17 protein-coding genes are annotated in these 18,860 nt (G+C 44.9%); 12 read left to right on the top strand and 5 right to left on the bottom strand.

Annotation, left to right across the window (positions count from 1 at the left end; genetic code table 11):
- Both rpoZ and gmk read right to left on the bottom strand, forming a co-directional pair.
- Nucleotides 1–261, bottom strand: a complete 261-nt coding sequence (gene rpoZ, locus MAMP_RS16595) for a DNA-directed RNA polymerase subunit omega (protein ID WP_007146778.1) — start codon at nt 259–261, stop codon at nt 1–3.
- Between the two features lie 45 nt (nt 262–306).
- The gene (gmk, locus tag MAMP_RS14180; protein ID WP_040576626.1) at nt 307–924 is read right to left on the bottom strand and encodes a guanylate kinase; all 618 of its coding nucleotides are present in this window, start codon (nt 922–924) and stop codon (nt 307–309) included.
- A gap of 345 nt (nt 925–1,269) precedes the next feature.
- Between gmk and MAMP_RS16475 the strand changes: the two genes are divergently transcribed.
- Nucleotides 1,270–1,920, top strand: coding sequence for a VPLPA-CTERM sorting domain-containing protein (locus tag MAMP_RS16475; protein ID WP_007146780.1), 651 nt, complete (start codon nt 1,270–1,272; stop codon nt 1,918–1,920).
- 540 nt (nt 1,921–2,460) lie between these two features.
- On the opposite strand, the gene MAMP_RS14190 is transcribed toward MAMP_RS16475, so the two are convergent.
- The gene (locus tag MAMP_RS14190) at nt 2,461–3,774 is read right to left on the bottom strand and encodes an ATP-binding protein (protein WP_040576627.1); all 1,314 of its coding nucleotides are present in this window, start codon (nt 3,772–3,774) and stop codon (nt 2,461–2,463) included.
- A gap of 317 nt (nt 3,775–4,091) precedes the next feature.
- Between MAMP_RS14190 and MAMP_RS14195 the strand changes: the two genes are divergently transcribed.
- The 9 genes from MAMP_RS14195 to MAMP_RS14235 all read left to right on the top strand — a co-directional run bounded on the left by MAMP_RS14195 (nt 4,092) and on the right by MAMP_RS14235 (nt 15,110).
- Nucleotides 4,092–4,397 carry a helix-turn-helix domain-containing protein gene (locus MAMP_RS14195; RefSeq protein WP_036984862.1) on the top strand — a complete coding sequence of 102 codons (306 nt, stop codon included), beginning with the start codon at nt 4,092–4,094 and terminating at the stop codon, nt 4,395–4,397.
- The gene (locus MAMP_RS14200; protein ID WP_007146784.1) at nt 4,394–5,644 is read left to right on the top strand and encodes a type II toxin-antitoxin system HipA family toxin; all 1,251 of its coding nucleotides are present in this window, start codon (nt 4,394–4,396) and stop codon (nt 5,642–5,644) included. The genes MAMP_RS14195 and MAMP_RS14200 overlap by 4 nt, the downstream gene beginning before the upstream one ends.
- A 330-nt stretch (nt 5,645–5,974) precedes the next feature.
- A complete protein-coding gene (locus MAMP_RS14205) occupies nt 5,975–6,217 on the top strand; it encodes a helix-turn-helix transcriptional regulator (RefSeq protein WP_007146785.1) in 243 nt (80 codons plus the stop codon).
- Nucleotides 6,204–7,946 (top strand): DUF927 domain-containing protein, encoded by a 1,743-nt coding sequence (locus MAMP_RS14210; RefSeq protein ID WP_007146786.1) that lies wholly within the window; start codon nt 6,204–6,206, stop codon nt 7,944–7,946. The genes MAMP_RS14205 and MAMP_RS14210 overlap by 14 nt, the downstream gene beginning before the upstream one ends.
- A gap of 199 nt (nt 7,947–8,145) precedes the next feature.
- Nucleotides 8,146–8,478 carry a hypothetical protein gene (locus MAMP_RS14215; protein WP_202796144.1) on the top strand — a complete coding sequence of 111 codons (333 nt, stop codon included), beginning with the start codon at nt 8,146–8,148 and terminating at the stop codon, nt 8,476–8,478.
- Nucleotides 8,479–8,510: 32 nt separating this feature from the next.
- Nucleotides 8,511–8,843 (top strand): HVO_A0114 family putative DNA-binding protein, encoded by a 333-nt coding sequence (locus MAMP_RS14220; protein WP_007146788.1) that lies wholly within the window; start codon nt 8,511–8,513, stop codon nt 8,841–8,843.
- Nucleotides 8,833–10,095 carry a DNA cytosine methyltransferase gene (gene dcm / locus MAMP_RS14225; protein WP_007146789.1) on the top strand — a complete coding sequence of 421 codons (1,263 nt, stop codon included), beginning with the start codon at nt 8,833–8,835 and terminating at the stop codon, nt 10,093–10,095. The genes MAMP_RS14220 and dcm overlap by 11 nt, the downstream gene beginning before the upstream one ends.
- The gene (locus MAMP_RS14230) at nt 10,082–12,418 is read left to right on the top strand and encodes an McrB family protein (protein WP_007146790.1); all 2,337 of its coding nucleotides are present in this window, start codon (nt 10,082–10,084) and stop codon (nt 12,416–12,418) included. Before dcm ends, MAMP_RS14230 begins: the two co-directional genes overlap by 14 nt.
- 85 nt (nt 12,419–12,503) lie before the next feature.
- Nucleotides 12,504–15,110 (top strand): restriction endonuclease-like protein, encoded by a 2,607-nt coding sequence (locus MAMP_RS14235; protein WP_007146791.1) that lies wholly within the window; start codon nt 12,504–12,506, stop codon nt 15,108–15,110.
- Nucleotides 15,111–15,308: 198 nt separating this feature from the next.
- On the opposite strand, the gene MAMP_RS14240 is transcribed toward MAMP_RS14235, so the two are convergent.
- Nucleotides 15,309–15,995: a hypothetical protein gene (locus tag MAMP_RS14240; protein WP_007146793.1), complete on the bottom strand. Its 687-nt coding sequence runs from the start codon at nt 15,993–15,995 to the stop codon at nt 15,309–15,311.
- Nucleotides 15,996–16,757: 762 nt separating this feature from the next.
- Here MAMP_RS14240 and MAMP_RS14245 point away from each other — a divergent pair.
- Both MAMP_RS14245 and MAMP_RS14250 read left to right on the top strand, forming a co-directional pair.
- The gene (locus MAMP_RS14245) at nt 16,758–17,078 is read left to right on the top strand and encodes a helix-turn-helix domain-containing protein (RefSeq protein WP_007146795.1); all 321 of its coding nucleotides are present in this window, start codon (nt 16,758–16,760) and stop codon (nt 17,076–17,078) included.
- Entirely contained in the window at nt 17,071–18,300 is a 1,230-nt protein-coding gene (locus MAMP_RS14250; protein WP_007146796.1) for a type II toxin-antitoxin system HipA family toxin, read from the top strand. Before MAMP_RS14245 ends, MAMP_RS14250 begins: the two co-directional genes overlap by 8 nt.
- Nucleotides 18,301–18,521: 221 nt before the next feature.
- Here MAMP_RS14250 and MAMP_RS14255 read toward each other — a convergent pair whose 3' ends face one another.
- Nucleotides 18,522–18,860, bottom strand: coding sequence for a hypothetical protein (locus tag MAMP_RS14255; protein WP_007146797.1), 339 nt, complete (start codon nt 18,858–18,860; stop codon nt 18,522–18,524).

An 18,860-nucleotide genomic window follows, 5' to 3' on the forward strand; every position in this document is an offset into this window, starting at 1 on the left:
TTATTCTTCCGTTTGTAATTCTTCGTCACTGACGATGCTTTCAGCAGCATGTTCACGGGCATTGGTCTTTTCGAGAATTTCACGACCAACTAAACCTGCAGCAATCTCACGTAACGCTAGAACAGTAGGTTTGTCATTATCAATGCTGACCATAGCGTCATCACCCATGGCGATTTCACGAGCACGTTTTGAAGCAACCAGGACTAATTGGAAACGGTTATCAACATTTTCTAAACAATCTTCAACAGTAGTACGAGCCATGGTTTTTCCCAGTTAAAATTTAAAGAATCAATTTTACGAAATATCTTAGCTTTGAGCCAGTAATTCAGCGATTAAGTCCGCTTGAATATTTTTTTGAATCGCTAAGGAATGACGCTGTGCAACGATGATAGATGACAAACTGGTCAGTGCCTGTTCAAAATCATCATTGACGATTATGTAGTCAAATTCAACATAGTGCGAGATTTCATTCTCTGCATCACGCATACGTCTGGAAATGACATCCTCATTATCCTGACCGCGATTGCGTAAGCGTTGTTCCAAAGTCGCTTTTGATGGCGGCAGAATGAATATGCCAATCGCTTGCTGGAAATTGTTTCTGACTTGTTGCGCACCCTGCCAGTCAATTTCCAGAATGACGTCAAAGCCTTCACTTAATAAGGTTTCAACTGTTTCAGAAGATGTGCCGTAGCTGTTATCAAATACCGTGGCTGACTCTAGAAACTGGCCAGCATCTCGCATCGCTGAAAAGGTTTGCTGATCAACAAAATGGTAATCCTTGCCATCGATCTCACCATCACGAGGAGCCCGAGTTGTGTGTGAGACTGATAGTTTAATTTCAGCATGCTGTGCAATAAGCGCATTGACCAAACTCGTTTTGCCCGCACCTGACGGTGCAGCCACAATAAAAAGATTACCCATCATATAATTCTGAACGCTGTTAGGAATAATTGGGCAATTATGACAAAAAGTCCTGTGTTTCACCATGAAGGATCTAATGCTGCCTCTATTTTCATAAATAAACCGATCTAAATGATGAACATAAGCAACTATTTTTATTAAGCCAATTCACATTGGCACAATTATCAATCATAATGATTGTGCGCAACAAATTATGTGCACTAGTACCAAGGTACAATATAAAAATAATTGTCCATGCATATAATTATCACAGCGTAACAAACTAGTGGAATTACCGACGATTCCTTCATAACTTCTTTGAAAGCAAACTAGTTCAGCGATTAACTACTTCCTCATTTGGAGGGGAAAATGAAAATATTAAAGACTTTAGCAGGTGTGGCTCTGTCACTCTTCATTGCAGGTTCAGCTTCCGCTGCTCACCTCAGCGACAAAGTTATTTATGCGACAAAAAATAAAAAAGAAAGCACAATTCAGCACTTTGCAGGCGCTTATCAGTACGTAAGTACAGATGGTAGCTTCACCGCTGGTACAGGCCCGGATTACGCATATCAAATCAATCCAGAGGCAACAACAAACTCGGTTAAACAAGACCAGTTAAACACCGCGTTTAATGCTGCTGAAGCTTCTGGTAATTATTCTGAACTGGTTGGCTACGATGTATCAGATTTTTACAGCACGGGTTCCTACCCTGCGGCTACAGAAAGCACCGACTTTTTCACCTCAGATGTGTTTTCAACCGGCTATGTGAATACAAGCTCACTCGGTCTGACATTTGAAGGCATCATGATCAAATCAGGTAACACTACCCTTGTCGCCTTATTCAGTGATGCGATTTCAGAGTTGTATTTCAAAACCTTTATTAAACAGGGCATTTCTCATATTGCCTTGTTCAACACAGCCCCTATCTCTGCAGTGCCAGTGCCTGCCGCTTTATGGCTGTTTGCTCCAGCATTACTTGGTTTAGTTGGTTTCCGTAGAAGGCAATCAGAGATTAAGTAAGATTGTCGTAAAAGCTCAAAAAAACGCGGCCAAAAGCCGCGTTTTTTTATGTCTGATTGAAAAGATTTTCAATCACTCAATATTCTGGATCTGCTCATTGAGTAGCGGCCTAGACTCTAACCAACTCAATAACTTACCGAGAATAAACCGTTCAAAAATGCCTGTTTGCCCACCAAACTGCCCACCACTTGTCTATGGCTTTTACGAAATCTTAGTGGTTAGCAATGGAAAAACAGTGCCGTTTTTATGCTGCTGTTAGGGTTTAAAAATAGCAGTTTTGAAAGGCTTTATCGAGTACGATTTCTGTCAATATAGCTTTGCCATTTTTTCACTGGTTCTACACAATAGTAATGAGTCAGCAGAAAGCTCACTTAGCCTGAAATGGACATTATGGTGTCCATTTTAATAGGAATAAGCTCAATATGGATACTATGGTATCCAAGAGAGATAAGACTGAGTGTCGAATGATAAGCATCAGGTCTACAAATTGTTATCCCTAAGGTAACTTTGTGTAGACCTTCGGGGCTAGGCAACGCGCCTTTACCATCTCTCTGGTAAATACTGCGTGAAATACAAAGGCATCACGATATTGGTTTGTTCTAACGCTGAAGAGCCTTGTGTACCCGTTAACTTAAAGGTTTTACGGGGAGTACATTTTTCAACGTAGGATGCCAACGATTTTGCTCTTGTACGTTTACCACTTTTGACTTCAACAGGGATGATATCGCCTTCATCGGTCGCCAAAATAAATTCGATTTCGGCGCGGGCGTCATTCCATGAATAGCTTGGGTCAACGCCAATAGCTGTGAGCTCTTGTTGCACAAAGTTTTCAGCCACATAGCCTTTGTATTCATAGTTTTGTTGCTTAATCTCTTTATAACTGCTGCCCAGCATATGATTGAGCAGGCCCACATCAAACAGAAATAGTTTAACCATATTGTCTTTTTTATAGGCCGCCAACGGAGATTTCGGTAATCCTTCAATAGGGTAGTTTGGCAAAGCTAAGCGGCAGCAGTTAAGCCAATGGATCGCGGTTTCAAAATCGCTATAACGAGATTTACGCTCATGCACATGCTTAAATTTAAAGCGTTTAACTGACTCATCGCTGACAAGTGATAGCTGGGCTGGAATGCTATTAAACACCGATTCAATCAGTGTGGCGTCGACCTTGCCCGCGTACTTACCAAAATCGCGGCGATAACCTTCAACTAAATCGGCATGAATTTTTGTGACTTTTTCAACACGCTCTAGAATGCTTGAATCCTTATACTGATACCAAGCAGAAACGGCTTCCGGCATACCACCCGTAAAAAAATAGTCGGTTAGTTTATCCATCAATTTAGTATGTACCGCCGGTGTACTTGCTTGACTATCAAATGCTTTGATCAGTGCTTGCTCGTTGGATGCGTAAATAAATTCTTGGAAGGTCAGTGGTCGTAAATTGTATTGTTCTACCTTGCCCACAGGGAAGGTGTTGAGCAAACCAATATTTGAACCGCTGGCTGCGACAAAATAGGACGGTGCTTTTTCAGCAAAGTACTTTAGTGAGGTAACGGCACGTTCACATTCGCCAATTTCATCTAATATCAGCAGATCGGTTTCTGGGTTGAACGCTTGGTTGGTTAACAACTCAATGTTCATTACTAGCTCGTCAGGTGACAGAGAGCCATCGAACGCTTCTTTGTAAGCAGGGTTTTCAAGTAAGTCGATACGAAGGATGTTGGCAAAGGTGTTCCCAAATAACTCTTGTAGCAGATAGGTTTTACCTGTTTGTCTTGCACCATCGATCAATAATGGCTTGCGCACCGGTTGATTTTTCCATGCTATTAGGGCGTTTAGTAAGTTGCGCTGCATTGTCATTTCCCGCCAATTAAGACTGTTAACTGCCTGTAGTATAACTCAGTCTACACTTTTACGCGCAGAAAAGTGAGGAATTTTACATTTTTATGCGCATAAAAGTGTAATCCGCAACCTTTGGCATTCAGGGATCCATTTCATCGCCTTGGCCAACGCGCAAGCTAAACCTAAAGGTGGGATATAAATCCAATTATATTGAGTAAAGTGGGAATATAGTCCTATATGTAAATTGTTGGAGTTGCTTGGGATTCAAAGTTGGACTATATTCCCATTAAAGGTTAAATAGTGGGAATATAGTCCCTTTGGTTGGTGATATGGCTAAGCGTGACTTACACAATGTACTGTTTCCAAAGCAGCGCAAAATCCTGACGCATTTTGGTGAAGACTTGCTGTTGGCGATGAAACGACGTGGTTTTACAAAAAAGCTACTGTGTGAACGTACTGGTTTTGATCATAAAACCGTGAATAAAGTCTTCGCCGGTGATCCGGGCGTTGCCATAGGCACTTACTTAAAAGTGATGGCTGTTCTTGGCATGGAAAGCAACTTTGCAGAAATGGCCGCTCATGATGAAGTGGGTATCAAGCTGCAAAACATAAAATTGCTGGAAGGTTCAAAATGAGCCGTGAAATCGTCGAAGTCTATGCCGACTGGCAGCCAATTGAAGCGCCTTTGCTAATTGGGCTGCTTGCTTACAGTGATTCAAGCCGAGGTGGCGTATTTAGTTTTGCCTACGATAAAGCATTTTTAACCTCAGCCTATCGCTTGCAAATTGATCCCATCCTGTCGCTTCACTCCGGTGAACTCTATAACGATGAAGCCGATAAAAACTTTCGCGCATTTCTTGATTCATCGCCTGATAGATGGGGGCGTATTTTAATGCAGCGGCGTGCGGCGATTGAGGCGCGCAAAGGTATTCGAGCAACAAGTCGATTAAACGAATTGGATTACCTGCTGGGCGTACATGACTCTTATCGGATGGGGGGGATTCGATTTAAGCGAGTAGGCTCGGATGCTTTTTTGGACGACAACTCTGAGTTTGCTGCGCCGCCAATGGCTTCTTTGCGAGAGCTAGAGCACGCAGCAATGCAGATTGAAAAAGACGATAATATCGACAGTGACGAGTATTACCGCTGGTTGAAAATGCTGATTTCTCCAGGCTCATCATTAGGTGGTGCAAGGCCCAAGGCTTGTGTCACAGATGAACAAGGCCACTTGTGGATTGCCAAGTTTCCCAATCTAAATGATACCCATGACGTGGGCGCATGGGAGATGGTCTGTTATGAATTGGCTCTTGCGGCAGGTGTTCACATGTTTCCAAGTGAGATCAAGCAATTTTCGTCACAGCACCATACCTTTTTAACCAAACGGTTTGACCGCGACGGTGAAAAGCGGCTGCATTTTTCATCGGCCATGACACAGCTTCAATACTATGATGGTGAACAATCTCAAGGTGCTAGCTACTTAGAGATTGCTGAATTTATTTCCAATTCTGGTGCACAAACCGCCGCCGATTTAGCTCAGTTATGGCGTCGAATCGTGTTTAATATTGCGGTGTCCAACACGGATGATCACCTGCGTAACCATGGGTTTTTATTAACAAAGAATGGCTGGAAGTTATCACCTGCTTATGATTTAAACCCGATAGTGGGTAAGCATGGCCTGCATCTGAATATTACCGATGCAGACAACGCTTTAGACTACCAGCTAGCCTTTGATGTGAAAGACTTCTTCAGACTTTCGCAAACCCAAGCCACGCAAATTTACGATGAAGTATTAATGGCGGTTAAGCAATGGCAAACCGTTGCTAAGCGGCTAGGGATCAGCCGAGCGGAGCAAGCCATGAAACAATCAGCGTTTAACGTTTAATGAGTCAGTGAAACTATATTTTCATTTTTCAGCAGATAAAGAAGTTTTAGTTTCACTTTATGCTTTGCCTCATACTCCATGTGTTTTAACACTTCGCTCATCCCTTGGGCTTTTGGGGCAGTTTGGGCAAAGCCTTAGTTCACGCCACTTAGCCATGCACTAACTCTGCCCACAGAGCATTTATTGTTTTGGGCACTCTCTACAAACTGGGGCAAGTAGCTACTTGTACCCTCAGAAAGCTGCACGATCTGGGCATTTATCTGCCTACTGCGTCCGTTTAGTACTGGCAAACTCCTAACTGAACTTAACAGATCAGTGAGGAAGCAAACGATGAACCCAACTACACAATCATCCACCACATCAACACACCCAGCGCGTCAGCAGCGGATTTTGCGCTTGCCCGAGGTAAAGGCCAAAACAGGCTTTGGCCGCAGCACCATTTATGCCTTGATGGCCAACGGTGAATTTCCCCGTTCCATTCGTATTGGTGCGCGTGCCGTGGGCTGGTTAGAAAGCGATATCGACCAGTGGATTGAAACCCGCCGTATCGGTGCTGCTTATGGCCGTGGATAAACCATCAGCATCAACCCCGTTACCTGCCAATGAGGTGAATAACAACATGCCAACATTACCGGCTGGTTTTGCCTATAACTCGCAAAACTGGCTGGTGATGCAACTGGCTGGGCAAGATAGCCCTGTTAAAATCTGCTCTTGGCTGCAAGTAGCGGCACGCACCCGCGATCCGCAAGGAGACAACTACGGCTATTTATTGCACTGGTTAGACGATGACAATCGCCATCGCTATTGGGCCATGCCCGCAGAACTCTTAGCCGGAGACGGCAGCGAGTACCGCCGAATTCTACTTAGCCGAGGCATGCGGCTAAGTAACAGTGTCAAAGCGCGGCAGTTGCTCTCGCTGTTTATTCAACAAATGGGCGAACTGGCCACGCAAAAGGCCATCAGCGTGAACTGCATTGGCTGGCATCATCACGCTTATGTGCATCCGCGCCTCACCTTTTACCCAAGCGAACACAGCAATAACCCGCGCATGGTGCTGCAAACTATGCACCCGATAGAAGGCTTTATTCAACAAGGCAGTAGCGACAGTTGGCGGCAGCACGTTGGCTGTTATTGTCTGGATAACCCGCTATTAATTGTTGGCGTTTGTGCTGCACTGGCTGCACCTTTGTTGCACTTGTGTGGGGTGGATGGTTTTGGTTTACACCTCTATGGTGCCAGCAGTACTGGTAAAACTGCGGCGCTGTATCCGGCATTATCGGTGTGGGGCGAGCCTAATCAACTGCGCCACAGTTGGCGTGCCACGGCCAACGGTTTAGAAGGCACAGCATTAGCGCATAACGATGCCTTGCTGGCGCTCGATGAAATGGGCGAAGTTGATCCAAAAGAGGCGGGAGATGTCGCTTATATGCTTGCCAATGGCCAAGGTAAAACCCGTGCAGGCAAATACGGTGAAATGCGCTTACCCGCCCGTTGGCGTTTAGTGTTTTTATCTACTGGTGAAGTGACGCTCGAAAGCCATCTTGCCAGTATCGGCAAGCGCGTGAAAGCGGGGCAGCAAGTGCGCGTGATTGATCTCAGTGCCGATGCCGGAGCGCAAATGGGCGTGTTTAACCATTGCCATGACATGAATGCCGCCGATTTAGCCGATCACCTAAAACAGCAAAGTCGCCAACACTACGGCTGCTTGGCCTTGGACTGGTTACGTTATTTAACGCAGCACAGCGCGCAGGTGCGACCCGTTTTCCAAAACGTACGCCAACGCTTTTTAGCCAGTTTACCACCCGAGGCTGACGGCCAAGTGCGCCGAGTTGCCGAAAAATTTGCCTTACTGGCCAGCGCAGGCCTGTTAGCCATTCAAGCCGAAGTACTTGATTGGCCAGCTCAAAGTGTCGAAGCTGCCTGTTTAAGCCAGCTTAACCAATGGATACTTGCCCGCGGTGGTGTGGCCGCCAATGAAGACCAACAAGCCATTCGCCAAGTGCGTAGCTTTATTGAGCAGCATGGCGAAAGCCGCTTTACGCCTAAACAAACCGGTTACAGCAGCCAAGTACGCCAGCGCGCGGGTTGGCTTGATACTTCTGGCCCACAAACCCTCTACCTGTTTTACCCAACTGGCTGGCGTGAAGCCACCGAAGGCCTAAGCCCAGATCGCGCCGCCAAAGCACTGATGGCCGCAGGCTACCTAGTCCCCGATGGTAATCGGCCACAGCGCAAAGTCAGCCTCCCCGATAACACCCGCCCACGAATGTACTGCGTGAAAGGCAGCATCTTGGATGACTAAAATGGCGATGAATCCTGTGTAGGCTTGTCGCCTTGCAGTGTGCCGACAGTCAACCTAAGGGCTGGGCGAGGATTAAAGGCTAAGGCAGACAATACCGCCAGTGTACTGGTTGTGTACTTGCTGTGATTGGTGATCGCCATTGCGCTGAATGATGGAAAATAATCTTGTGATCTAATCAGTAGATGATAAGATGCATGGCATGTATAAATGCACAGTTATCAAGGGGCGTGTAATGGAAGAGCTTAAATTTGGGTTTAATTCTCACGATATACCAGTAACGCTGGTTAACAATACATCGCCAAACGATGCTTGCGCGTCGTTCTACTTCCGTCAGGATGGTGAGTACTATCTGCTTTGGGTTGAGCACCAAAATGCTGAGTATCGAGAGAGTGATGACTTACCAAGGTATGCCATAAGCTGCGCCATCAACGAAGGGGATGATGAATATCCCGAAATTTACAGCGACACATCCAAAAACGATATTTTTAGATCCGATGACGTTAAAGACTTGATCGCTTATTTCCATTCTTAGGTTTCATCTTCAATTTTTGTCAGTAGAGAAATATGAAAAACCTCAAACAATCGCGCTGCGTGATTGGCATTAAAGGGCAAACGCCCGACCCCGATTTCCCCGTTGATATCTGGTTCGATTCGCTGAAATCGGTGGCCAATGTGCTGTCGAAAGAAAATCAGCAGTTGTTAAAAGTAATCGCCGAACAACAGCCACAATCGGTCACTGAGCTGGCCATGCTAACAGGCCGAGCGGTCAGTAATGTGTCGAGAACACTGAAAACATTGGGCAAGTACAACTTGGTTGAAATGCAAAGTACAAAAAACATGCTTCGCCCTACCGTCACCCATCAAGAATTTTTAGTAGTAGTCAATAATGAACAATAAAATCAACGTCCTTCTACAAGCAGAAGAAATTATTAAACCCTTAGCACTTGAGCATGTGCCACAAGACAGTGTCGTTGAAGCGGTAATTGACCAATGGTTACACGCCATTGCGACTGATAGCCAGTTTTACTGCAAGCCAGATATCAGCAAGCCAGAACAGCTCAAAGAGCGTGTAATCAGCCTGCTACAGCAAAATGGTTTATACACAACAAGAGACGCGTTCTTTAATGAGGTATTTGGTGCTTTAAAGCTAAAGCCTGATTTTGACGCTAAGTTTCGTTTTATCGACTTATTTGCAGGGATCGGTGGAGTTCGACTCGGTTTTCAACAAAACGGCGGCGTTTGTGTTTTTTCTTCCGAATTTGATAAGCATGCTCAGCAAACCTACAAAAATAATCATGGCGAGATTCCATTTGGCGATATTACAAAGATCCCTGCGAATGAAATCCCTGATCATGACGTTCTTTTGGCTGGCTTCCCATGCCAGCCATTTTCGCATGCAGGCCTTAAACTAGGGATTGAAGATACCCGAGGTACTCTATTTCATGACATAGCCAATATTCTAGAAACGAAAAAGCCTAAGTTTGCGTTACTTGAAAATGTGAAAGGTTTAATTAGCCATGATAAAGGCTATACGCTCAAGGTTATTTTAAAAACGCTAACCAAAATGGGATATAGCTGCAATATTCCTAAAAGTGTTATTGAGCATGGTTCTACAAAGGAAATTCAAGCCTTAGCCAAAGAAATGGTTCTGAAGTCAGTGGACTTTGGAATACCGCAGAATAGACAGCGCATATACATCGTTTTATGGCGTGATGGCGAAGTTAAAAGTTTTGAGTACCCAAAACCACTAGGTATTGAAGTTAAAGTTGGTGATATGCTTGAGGAAAACCCAGATCCTAAATTAACTATTTCTGATAGATTATGGGAAGGCCATCAACGTAGAAAAATTGAAAATAAAAAAAATGGCAAAGGCTTTGGTTTTGGCTTGGTTACGAAAGCATCCCCCTACACCAATACTATCTCGGCACGATATTACAAAGACGGTAGCGAAGTACTGATTGAACAGGTTGGAAAAAATCCTCGGAAGATTAGCCCAAGAGAGGCTGCACGATTACAAGGGTTCCCTGATGAATTTGAACCAAGCGCTTCAAAAGTGCAAGCGTATAAACAATTTGGTAATAGCGTTACTGTTAATGTAATTGATGGATTAGCTAAAAAAATTAGGAATATATTAGATGGCATTAATTGATTTAAGTGAGAAATTCAGAGAAATCAGAAGCTCAGTTGATGGGGTCAACTTTACTGATGTTAAGCTAACAGAAGAGTTCAAAAAAGAATATGAGCTTTATCTTAGTGAGAATAGGGCAAATGGTTACTCTAAAGTAGAGTTTGCTGATTTTTCTACTAAAATCACCACATCAACAGGTAAAGCCATTTTTATAACTAACTTTTGGTTCTATATTGCTGCAGAGCTTTCTAATTACTTAGATGGTCTATCACAACAAAAAAATATTTTTAAAGATATATATAAGGATACAGATCTTCAACAAGCTGCCGTCGCTCTAAGAGATGGAGTTTCCGAACAAGAAAAAAGCAAGATTGAAAATTATTTCAGTTCAAAGGGTTATACAAATGATGATCTTGAGTGCTTTTTATCATTCGTATCGGATTACAAAAGTTGGGGAGGAGGTAAAACAATAGATCGTAATGATTACTACGTATCCCCATTATTACAGGCTGGAAATTTGTTGGCAGAAACTCAAAGTGCAGTAGCCGAAATAGCAAAGCAAATGTCTGAATATCCAGCTTTGAAAGATTCATTTACACCCATATTTGTGAATAAGCCAAGATCATTACATATTGATACGCATGGAAAAGAGATTTTAAAATCAGAAACAATAAGATCTTTTGTAAAAGAAGTTTTTCAATACTTATATCGTGAGAATCTTAGCGATCCTTTGTCCTCTTGTTTGGTGGAAGTTGAAACCGATTTAGGTAAGAAGTATCTAGAGCTTGTCAGAGGAGATCAAAAAATATACAGATTATTTTTGGTTTCTGATACCCGCTTGGAAGATTCTGAACTGACATCAGGTAGCAATATTCGATACTTCAATGAACCATTTAATAATGGTAGTCAGTTGTTGTATCTAACGAATCAGTGGGCTGATAATAACGGAGATTCAAAAAATAGTCGTGACTTGGGGGCTTTTTCATCGATATTCAACGCTATTTATCAAGACTTGAAGATAGTTAAAAAAGATGGGTTTTATGTTCTTACTAGCACAACAAATAACGTTGGACAGGGAGAATATTTATCCAAACCCTTCCTCCTTCTCGCAGGCATCTCAGGCACAGGTAAAACCCGTTTTGTGCGTGAGCAGGCTAAAACCTCGGGGCAGTTTGCTGAAACCTATTGTTTAACTTCGGTGCGCCCTGACTGGCATGAGCCGAGTGATTTGCTTGGCTATATTTCTCGTCTTGCAAAAGACGGAAAAGCCGAATACATCACTACCGATGTATTGCAGTTTATAGCTAAAGCATGGCGTGCGATTGCTGATAACGGCTTAAACATTAAGCCTGAAGAGAACGAAGACCAAGGCAAGCGTTTAGTTGTGGCCGGTGAACGCGATGAGCTAGATAAGGTGCTGCCTTACTGGCTGTGCTTAGATGAAATGAACCTTGCCCCTGTTGAGCAGTATTTTGCTGATTATTTGTCGGTACTGGAAACCCGCGAATGGAGTTGGACAGATGATAGCTTTACCTACAGCTGCGATGCGCTATTGAAACCCGCCACCATTAAAGAAGTCGCGGATAAAGAAAAGCTGCGTGAAGCGCTAGGCTTTGAGGGTTCGCAATACGATGAGCTGTGGGCTGACATTTGCCAATATGGTTTAAGTATTCCGTTTAACCTGCTGGTCGCAGGCACGGTGAATATGGATGAAACCACTCACGGCTTTTCACGCAAAGTGATTGACCGAGCGCTGAGCTTTGATTTTGGTGCGTTTTTCCCGAACGACTATCACGACTTTTTCACCCCAACCAGTTGCAATAAACGCCTTAGCTATCCTATTTGGTCAAACGCCAGCAAAGCAGACTTAGACAATACCTTTGATGCGGATGGCACAAAAACCGTTGCGTTTTTATCGGCCGTTAATGCGGTGCTAAAAAATACACCGCTTGAATTGGCATTTCGTGCGCTCAATGAACTTCTTCTCGCGGTTGCCAGCAGCCAACCACAAGATGACCTGACTCTAAAAGCTGTATGGGACGACTTTATGATGTGTAAGGTTCTGCCGCGTATCGAAGGCGATACCGACAAACTGACTACATCTGATGGTAAGGCTTTGTTGGTTGAACTTAATACTGTGTTGGCAGACCAGTTTGCCCCTATTTGGTTAGCGTCTGACGCAGACGAAGCCAATCAACGCCCTGACTTGTATCGCGAGAAAATCGTGGCCGATGGTGCTACTGAAGAGGAAAAAGTACTGCGTATACCTTGCCGTTCAAAAGCGAAGTTGCAGTGGATGAGCGAGCGATTAGCCAGTGCGACCTTTACCAGTTTCTGGCCTTAATGAGTCGGTGCTGTTTGATGCCTTCTGCAATGAATGAAACCTATAAGCAGAACCCGTACAGTGATGGTGTAAGGAGTGGTAGGGAATGCCGGAGTTAATACGATTACAAACCCCTGACTTTGAGTTTTCGGTCTGGGCGAATGATATTAGCCAGCGGTTGCGCGTGTACCAGAATACAATGGCGCACAGGGCGAGCGCTAATGATGTACAACCTAGCTACGAATTGCGCTTTGCGCCTGCGGCGCAGCTGAGCAATGCGATTGAACCGCAAGGGCTAGTTGCAGATGGCTTAGTACAAAGTGGGTTAGATGAAAGTGACTTAGCCGAAAATGAACTTGTTGCCAATGGCTTAGCGAAACACGCTGAGCTTACATTAAATTCCCCGCTGTTTTTTGAGAATACTCAGTACCAGTTTGAGTGGGTATTTTTTAGTGAAGTCACTCATGCGCGGCTAACTCACCGAAGCCAAAACGTGAATGAGGCGTTTCGTTTTGCTCCCGAAGTAAAAACCGCAAGGGGCGTAGTGCCCGCACGTTTAACCGGCACCATTAATACTGGCAATGATGTGGGCTGGTTACGCTTGCCACTTACCTTTGAGCACAATGGCAAAACACAGACTCAGCACATAGCCTTTGAAGTGCTGCCAACCAAAATGGCACTTCACCAAGACTTACCCGCCATGTACCAAGCCATAGACAAAGTTTACCCTCTTTGGCGCTTTAGTTTGGTCGAAAAAACCGAACAAGACGCTGCGACTAGCCAGCAACGCGGGCATTTTCCACTTATGTGGTTAGCTAATTTTGCCGCGTTACGGGAGCGTTTTGAGCAAGGCTTAAAAGTGATTTGTGCAGCCCCTCATAGCCGTTTGCAACCGACGGTAGCCAATATTAAAGCGGCTAAATTAAAAGGCCGCCTGCCACATAAGTTAGCCGAGAAAGTTAAGCAAGACTTTGCCAATGGCCAGTACGATAAGCGCTATGCAGTCGAAAAAAAGCAACTGAGTGTCGATACCCCAGAAAACCGTTTTATCAAAATGGCGGTGAGTAAAAGTAAGCGGCAATTAGCGGAGTTTGAACAAAAGCTTAGGCAGAGTAACCAAGCACCAGAACGGCAACGGTTGTCTGATTCATTTTTAAATGAGCTGCATAGTTGGCAGCAGCCGCTACAAAAAGTGTTAGGTCAGAGTTTTTTAAAAGAGGTGGGTGCATACACAGGGTTAAGCCGTGAGTCGTTAGTGCTACAGCAAAAAACAGGTTACAGCGCGGTCTATCGCATTTGGCAGGAGCTGAAATTTTATTTAGATGTGTTTGGCAATCAGTCGAGCATTTCAATGAAATCAGTGGCCGAGATTTACGAAGTGTGGTGTTTTTTGTGTTTGAAACAGATTTTAGAGCAGGATCTCGGCTTTGAATTGGTCGAAAACGGGGCGACTAAGCTCGCCCAGAATAACTTTTTTGAGTACCAACTAAAAGATGGTTTTGCTGGAGCCTTTCGTTTTAAACGCAGCGATGGTGTGACCGCTCGGCTGGCACACGAGCCGAAATTTACCAAAAAGGGCCAATCAATCCGCTCGTACTTGGTTAACCAAGAGCCAGATATTGTGTTGGAAGTGACACTGCCTAAAAGCGCTGGTTCAACGAAAGCAGACTCATTAGAAGAAAAGCAGTTTATTTGGTTGTTTGATGCCAAGTACCGTATTAAAACTGAGAAAAACCGCTTTGATGACAGCAATGAAGATATCGAAAGTAAGGATTACGTACCAGACGATGCCATTAACCAAATGCATCGTTATCGGGATGCCTTGATTCGGCTATCAGAGCCCCGTTTTTCAGAGCCGCGCGATTCTAAATCACCATCAAGTGGAAACGCTGGCCAATCTCCTAAGAAAAGCCGCCCTGTTTTTGGTGCGTTTGCTTTATACCCAGGCTTTTTTGATCAAGCTACAACCCCCAACCCCTACGCAGCCGCGATAGAAGAAGTGGGTATTGGTGCGTTTGCCCTCTTACCCAGCCAAAACGAACTTAGTCAAACTGAATCAACCCAGACTAAGAGCTGTTATTCTGGTCACCAGTGGTTGCTAGAGTTCTTGCAAGCGCAAATTGGCACAGCGCCGAATGTACAAACAGGGCAAGGCAATGAGGCCATGTATCCTGTGGCTGGCATGGCGGAAAGGCTCTACGTACAAGAAGCAGCACGCATACCTTATTACGGCATGCGCCAAGTGCTGTATCCTGATTTGACGATGACCGTGGCATTGGGTGGGCAACGTGGCCGTGATAATGGCTACTTTGAACAATTTGAGCAAGGCACAGCGCTGTGGTATCACCTGCCGCAAAGCACGTTTTTGCAGAAATTTAAGCAGCATATTGCCGAGGAAATTCGCTATTTAGCATTGGCATCTACCTCAGACACTCAAAGTTCAACCAAGCAAATTGACAAGCTCTGGCCAGTTAAACGAGTCACAGTGTTACCACGTTACGCCATTACCGAAGATCAAGCAGGTAAGAAGTCAGGTTCTGCTGATTTGTATTATTTATTTGAGTTAGGCAAACCACTGTCACTGCAAACGCCAGTGACCAATGTGCCGCATCGTCCAATGAAAAACTCGATGAAACTCACAACCTTAACGCGCCTAGAGAGCGTCACTAAGTTTACCGAGGTTGAAAAAGTGTACGAAGCGGCAATGGTGTGAGCGAGTGTTATTAATTATGCAGAAGATGAATTGGCCGAAAATGCAGTTGTTCGGTTATTCCGAACAACTGCTAAGTAAAATCGACATCAAAAAATATCGAGCTATTTGGCGCTTTTGATATTAAAATCGCATCAACAACACCCCTCCCGCTACCCGTTAGATCAGCGCCCCGCGAGGGGTTACTCGTTTTTAAGGCTTCTAATTTTTGCTACCGTAATCAGTTACGGCACCAAAATTAGCTTCCAACCACACATCATTCTCCGGCCCACAAATGTGGTGCAGCAGCGCTAGGTTGATTTGGTGGCTGATCACGTTGCCGTTTCGTTTTTGGCTTTCTTTTTTCAAACCTCTCAGTAATAACCCTGTGCATGATTTTCCTATTTGCTCCGGCGAACTGGGCAGGCAAAAGCCGCGGTTTTGCTGTTTGGGGTGCAAGGTAGCGCGCTTTCCTGTTTTAGACAAAGGCGTGATGCACCAAAAGATACAGGCGTTGGCCGGTGTGTTTGCTTGCAATGTTCTGGTTTGTATTGTGCCGTTCATATATACCGGTAAAAAATGTGCTGGTAACAAAACCAACCCGCCTTGCGCGTGGCCATCAACCTCAGGTAAAGGTAGCCAATACAGGTTTGGCCATTGCTCGGGGCTTTGCCATTTTTCTACGATCTCTTGTGCGCCAATGCTATTTAGCCATTGGTGAATCGGGCAGCCTGGGTGTGCTTGTTTAACGCGTGGTAACTGAAAGGTCAGCCAGCGGGTTAAGCGTTCAGCGGCATTATCGCACTGGCTTAATGCTGGGTAGAGGGTAAACGCGCCATGCCCAACCAGTAAAGTGACCACCTGCTGTATCCATTCTCTATCCCAATCGTTAGCACTTGCCCATAACACGTCACTTATCACCTTGTTGGTTCGTCATGCCGTCTATTTTCAGTCGTCGAGTGCAGACGCGGTGGTGAATTAGATGAAAGAAATGGCCATCAAACTCACCAGTCAAATCGGTTTTTTATGATGACCTGTGCGCGGCTAACTATTTGATATACATAGTCCAATACGGCTCTGTTTGGCGGCATTTGGCTAGTGAAAAAAATCGAGACGCCAAACGATCGTTTGCATTCTGGGTTTAAAAAATCAAACGGTTTGTACTTTGGATTCGAGGTTGGTTTAGGGTGAAAAAAGTGCCAAACCTTGCTTTGAGCCTGTACTGGCAAGGCCTACCAGCGTTGGATTTCAATCGAGAAGCCAAACAGTAAATGGGCTAGTTTCCCTGTTTGGCGTTTCGATCCAAAAGCCAAACGGATAGTGGTTTTGGCGTATGGGGGTAAAGGCATGGGGAAGTGTGTGGCGGCTGTTGAAACTCATGGATTAGCAAATGAGGCATATAGGGGGATTGCATCAGCTGATCAAAGTAAGTAGTTGGGTTGGTTGATTCAGCTTAAATCTGGATGTGGTATTTTGTAAGCAAGCTATTCAAATTACAGCCCATTGTCCCAACTGCCCACGGTAAGTGAGCGCGCGTTACAAGTTATCTATAATTGCATATTAGAAAGTGCTTTTTGATACATAATAGCTAATCATTCTTGTGTTTGCGGGATTGCGGTGATATGTTTTTGTATATAATTATTCTTAATTGATGCATCAAGGCGTATCGAAATGAGTTATGTAACAGAGCAGATACTAGAAAGTCTTCGAGAAGCTCGGGTACGCAAGGGGTTTAGCCAAAGAGAGTTAAGCGCACGGTCGGGTGTACCGCAAAGCCATATTTCGAAAATCGAGTCTGGCGGTGTTGATTTAAGAATATCCAGTTTAATTGCACTTGCCCGTGTACTCGACCTAGAGCTATTGGTTGCGCCTAAAAAGTCCATTCCTGCCATCAAGTCAATCATTCGAAGTGGCCAAGGTATTAACGGCATCAGCGACGAGGGTGAGCCAATGTCGCCCGCATATCAGTTAGAGGAAGACGACAATGACTAACCATGTCTCTACGCTCAACGTGTTGCTCTACGGGGAACCTATCGCAACGATCACTAACGTGGGCAATGACAGAACGCTTTTTGCCTTTATGGATTCGTACATTAATGACGAATCGCGGCCCGTGTTAGGGCTGGGTTTTAAAGATGCACTGGGTGGCTTACTGACTAATTTTAAACCGACCCAAACCAAGTTAACTCCGTTTTTCTCTAACCTTTTGCCAGAAGAAACCATGCGTCATTACCTGGCTGAGCGTGCCGGAGTGAATCCAGCACGGGAGTTTTTTCTATTGTGGGTGTTAGGACAAGATTTAGCAGGTGCGATCACGGTTGAACCTGCTGATGGCGAAGCGCTGCCGCCTAATGTGCATCAAGACATTGACGAAGAAACGAAAATTGAAGCGCCGATGCGCTTCTCATTGGCGGGTGTGCAGTTGAAGTTTTCAGCTGTACAACAGGCAAACGGTGGTTTGACTATTCCAGTAACCGGTCAAGGTGGCTCTTGGATTGTGAAATTGCCATCGTCTCGCTTTGACGCTGTGCCAGAAAATGAATATTCGATGATGGAATTGGCTCGCATGTTGGGGATGGATGTGCCAGAAACGCAGCTACTCCCGATTAACCAGATTGCTAATATCCCAGATGGTATTGGTAAATTTGGCGATGCTTTTAAAAATGCTCAGGCGTTTGTGATCAAGCGCTTTGATCGTGCAGGTGATCAAGCCATACATATTGAAGATTTTGCGCAAGTGTTTGGCGTCTATCCTCAAGATAAATACAAAAAAGCCAGTATGCGCAATATTGCTCAGGTTATCGGCATCGAAGGTCAAGACGAAGACATTGCAGAATTTACGCGTCGATTGGTGTTCAATACCCTAATTGGCAATGCGGATATGCATCTGAAGAATTGGTCTGTGATTTACAAAGACAAGCGCGCAGCATCGATTGCGCCTGCCTATGACTTTGTCTCGACCATTCCTTATATCCCCGATGATAGTGCATCGCTGAAGGTGAGTCGTAGCAAGAAATTCAGTGATTTCACGCTGGATGAGCTGTCACACTTGGCGGCTAAAGCCATGCTGCCAGAAAAATTGGTGTTAGATACTGCCAAGCAAACCGTGGCAGGCTTTCATGAAATCTGGGCGAAAGAAAAAGCGCATTTACCGCTCACGAAGTCGATGATTGAAGCAATTGAAACACATTTGCGAAGCATACCGCTACGCTAAAATGAGAACCGACGCGTACAGAAATGCAGAGGCGCCGGTCATAGTGGTTTGAAAGCTGTGTTTGAAAGGTATGTTTGGTGACTTGTGTTGTCAATCAAAGCCCCGATTGCCCCACTCCTTGGGGCGGTTCAAATCCCTCTTATTCACCTTCTATAGCTTGTATATCAAGTGTTGCCCCATTGTCCCAACTGCCCACGGTAAGTGAGCAAATGGGTGGTTTGTTAGTTTCGCCTGATGGGCCTTTTCGGCATGCGGCTGCGTTTGCCATCGAAAAAGGCTAATACTCTGAACCAATAGAGTGATTCTTCATAACCCAAGCTGTACGTTGGGCGTGCAGGCGGGATAAGCCCCAGTTTGCGTCCTAGGCTGACAATCACGTAGAACGTGAGTTTTAGCGCCAGCCAAGGGGCGAGTACCACCAATGTCGACAGGCAATACCGAGTAAGTGCGTAGCCTATACCATGAGGTTGATCGAGTAAGGCAATGCCAATACACCAACCAAGGCATGCCAGCATGGCTATTGGAAAGGTAATGGGGGCGAGTCGCATCATCAGTTGCAT

The organism is Methylophaga thalassica MP, assembly GCF_000214595.1.
Lineage (GTDB): Bacteria > Pseudomonadota > Gammaproteobacteria > Nitrosococcales > Methylophagaceae > Methylophaga > Methylophaga thalassica.

What these genes read in the sequence shown, in the direction of transcription:
- MAMP_RS14200 (WP_007146784.1), top strand. Translation starts at nt 4,394, where the DNA reads ATGAGCCGTGAAATCGTCGAAGTCTATGCCGACTGGCAGCCAATTGAA.
- MAMP_RS14255 (WP_007146797.1), bottom strand. Translation starts at nt 18,860, where the DNA reads ATGCAACTGATGATGCGACTCGCCCCCATTACCTTTCCAATAGCCATG.
- MAMP_RS14235 (WP_007146791.1), top strand. Translation starts at nt 12,504, where the DNA reads ATGCCGGAGTTAATACGATTACAAACCCCTGACTTTGAGTTTTCGGTC.
- MAMP_RS14195 (WP_036984862.1), top strand. Translation starts at nt 4,092, where the DNA reads ATGGCTAAGCGTGACTTACACAATGTACTGTTTCCAAAGCAGCGCAAA.
- gmk (WP_040576626.1), bottom strand. Translation starts at nt 924, where the DNA reads ATGATGGGTAATCTTTTTATTGTGGCTGCACCGTCAGGTGCGGGCAAA.
- MAMP_RS14215 (WP_202796144.1), top strand. Translation starts at nt 8,146, where the DNA reads ATGTATAAATGCACAGTTATCAAGGGGCGTGTAATGGAAGAGCTTAAA.
- MAMP_RS14220 (WP_007146788.1), top strand. Translation starts at nt 8,511, where the DNA reads ATGAAAAACCTCAAACAATCGCGCTGCGTGATTGGCATTAAAGGGCAA.
- dcm (WP_007146789.1), top strand. Translation starts at nt 8,833, where the DNA reads ATGAACAATAAAATCAACGTCCTTCTACAAGCAGAAGAAATTATTAAA.
- MAMP_RS14205 (WP_007146785.1), top strand. Translation starts at nt 5,975, where the DNA reads ATGAACCCAACTACACAATCATCCACCACATCAACACACCCAGCGCGT.
- MAMP_RS14245 (WP_007146795.1), top strand. Translation starts at nt 16,758, where the DNA reads ATGAGTTATGTAACAGAGCAGATACTAGAAAGTCTTCGAGAAGCTCGG.
- rpoZ (WP_007146778.1), bottom strand. Translation starts at nt 261, where the DNA reads ATGGCTCGTACTACTGTTGAAGATTGTTTAGAAAATGTTGATAACCGT.
- MAMP_RS14250 (WP_007146796.1), top strand. Translation starts at nt 17,071, where the DNA reads ATGACTAACCATGTCTCTACGCTCAACGTGTTGCTCTACGGGGAACCT.
- MAMP_RS14230 (WP_007146790.1), top strand. Translation starts at nt 10,082, where the DNA reads ATGGCATTAATTGATTTAAGTGAGAAATTCAGAGAAATCAGAAGCTCA.
- MAMP_RS14190 (WP_040576627.1), bottom strand. Translation starts at nt 3,774, where the DNA reads ATGCAGCGCAACTTACTAAACGCCCTAATAGCATGGAAAAATCAACCG.
- MAMP_RS16475 (WP_007146780.1), top strand. Translation starts at nt 1,270, where the DNA reads ATGAAAATATTAAAGACTTTAGCAGGTGTGGCTCTGTCACTCTTCATT.
- MAMP_RS14210 (WP_007146786.1), top strand. Translation starts at nt 6,204, where the DNA reads ATGGCCGTGGATAAACCATCAGCATCAACCCCGTTACCTGCCAATGAG.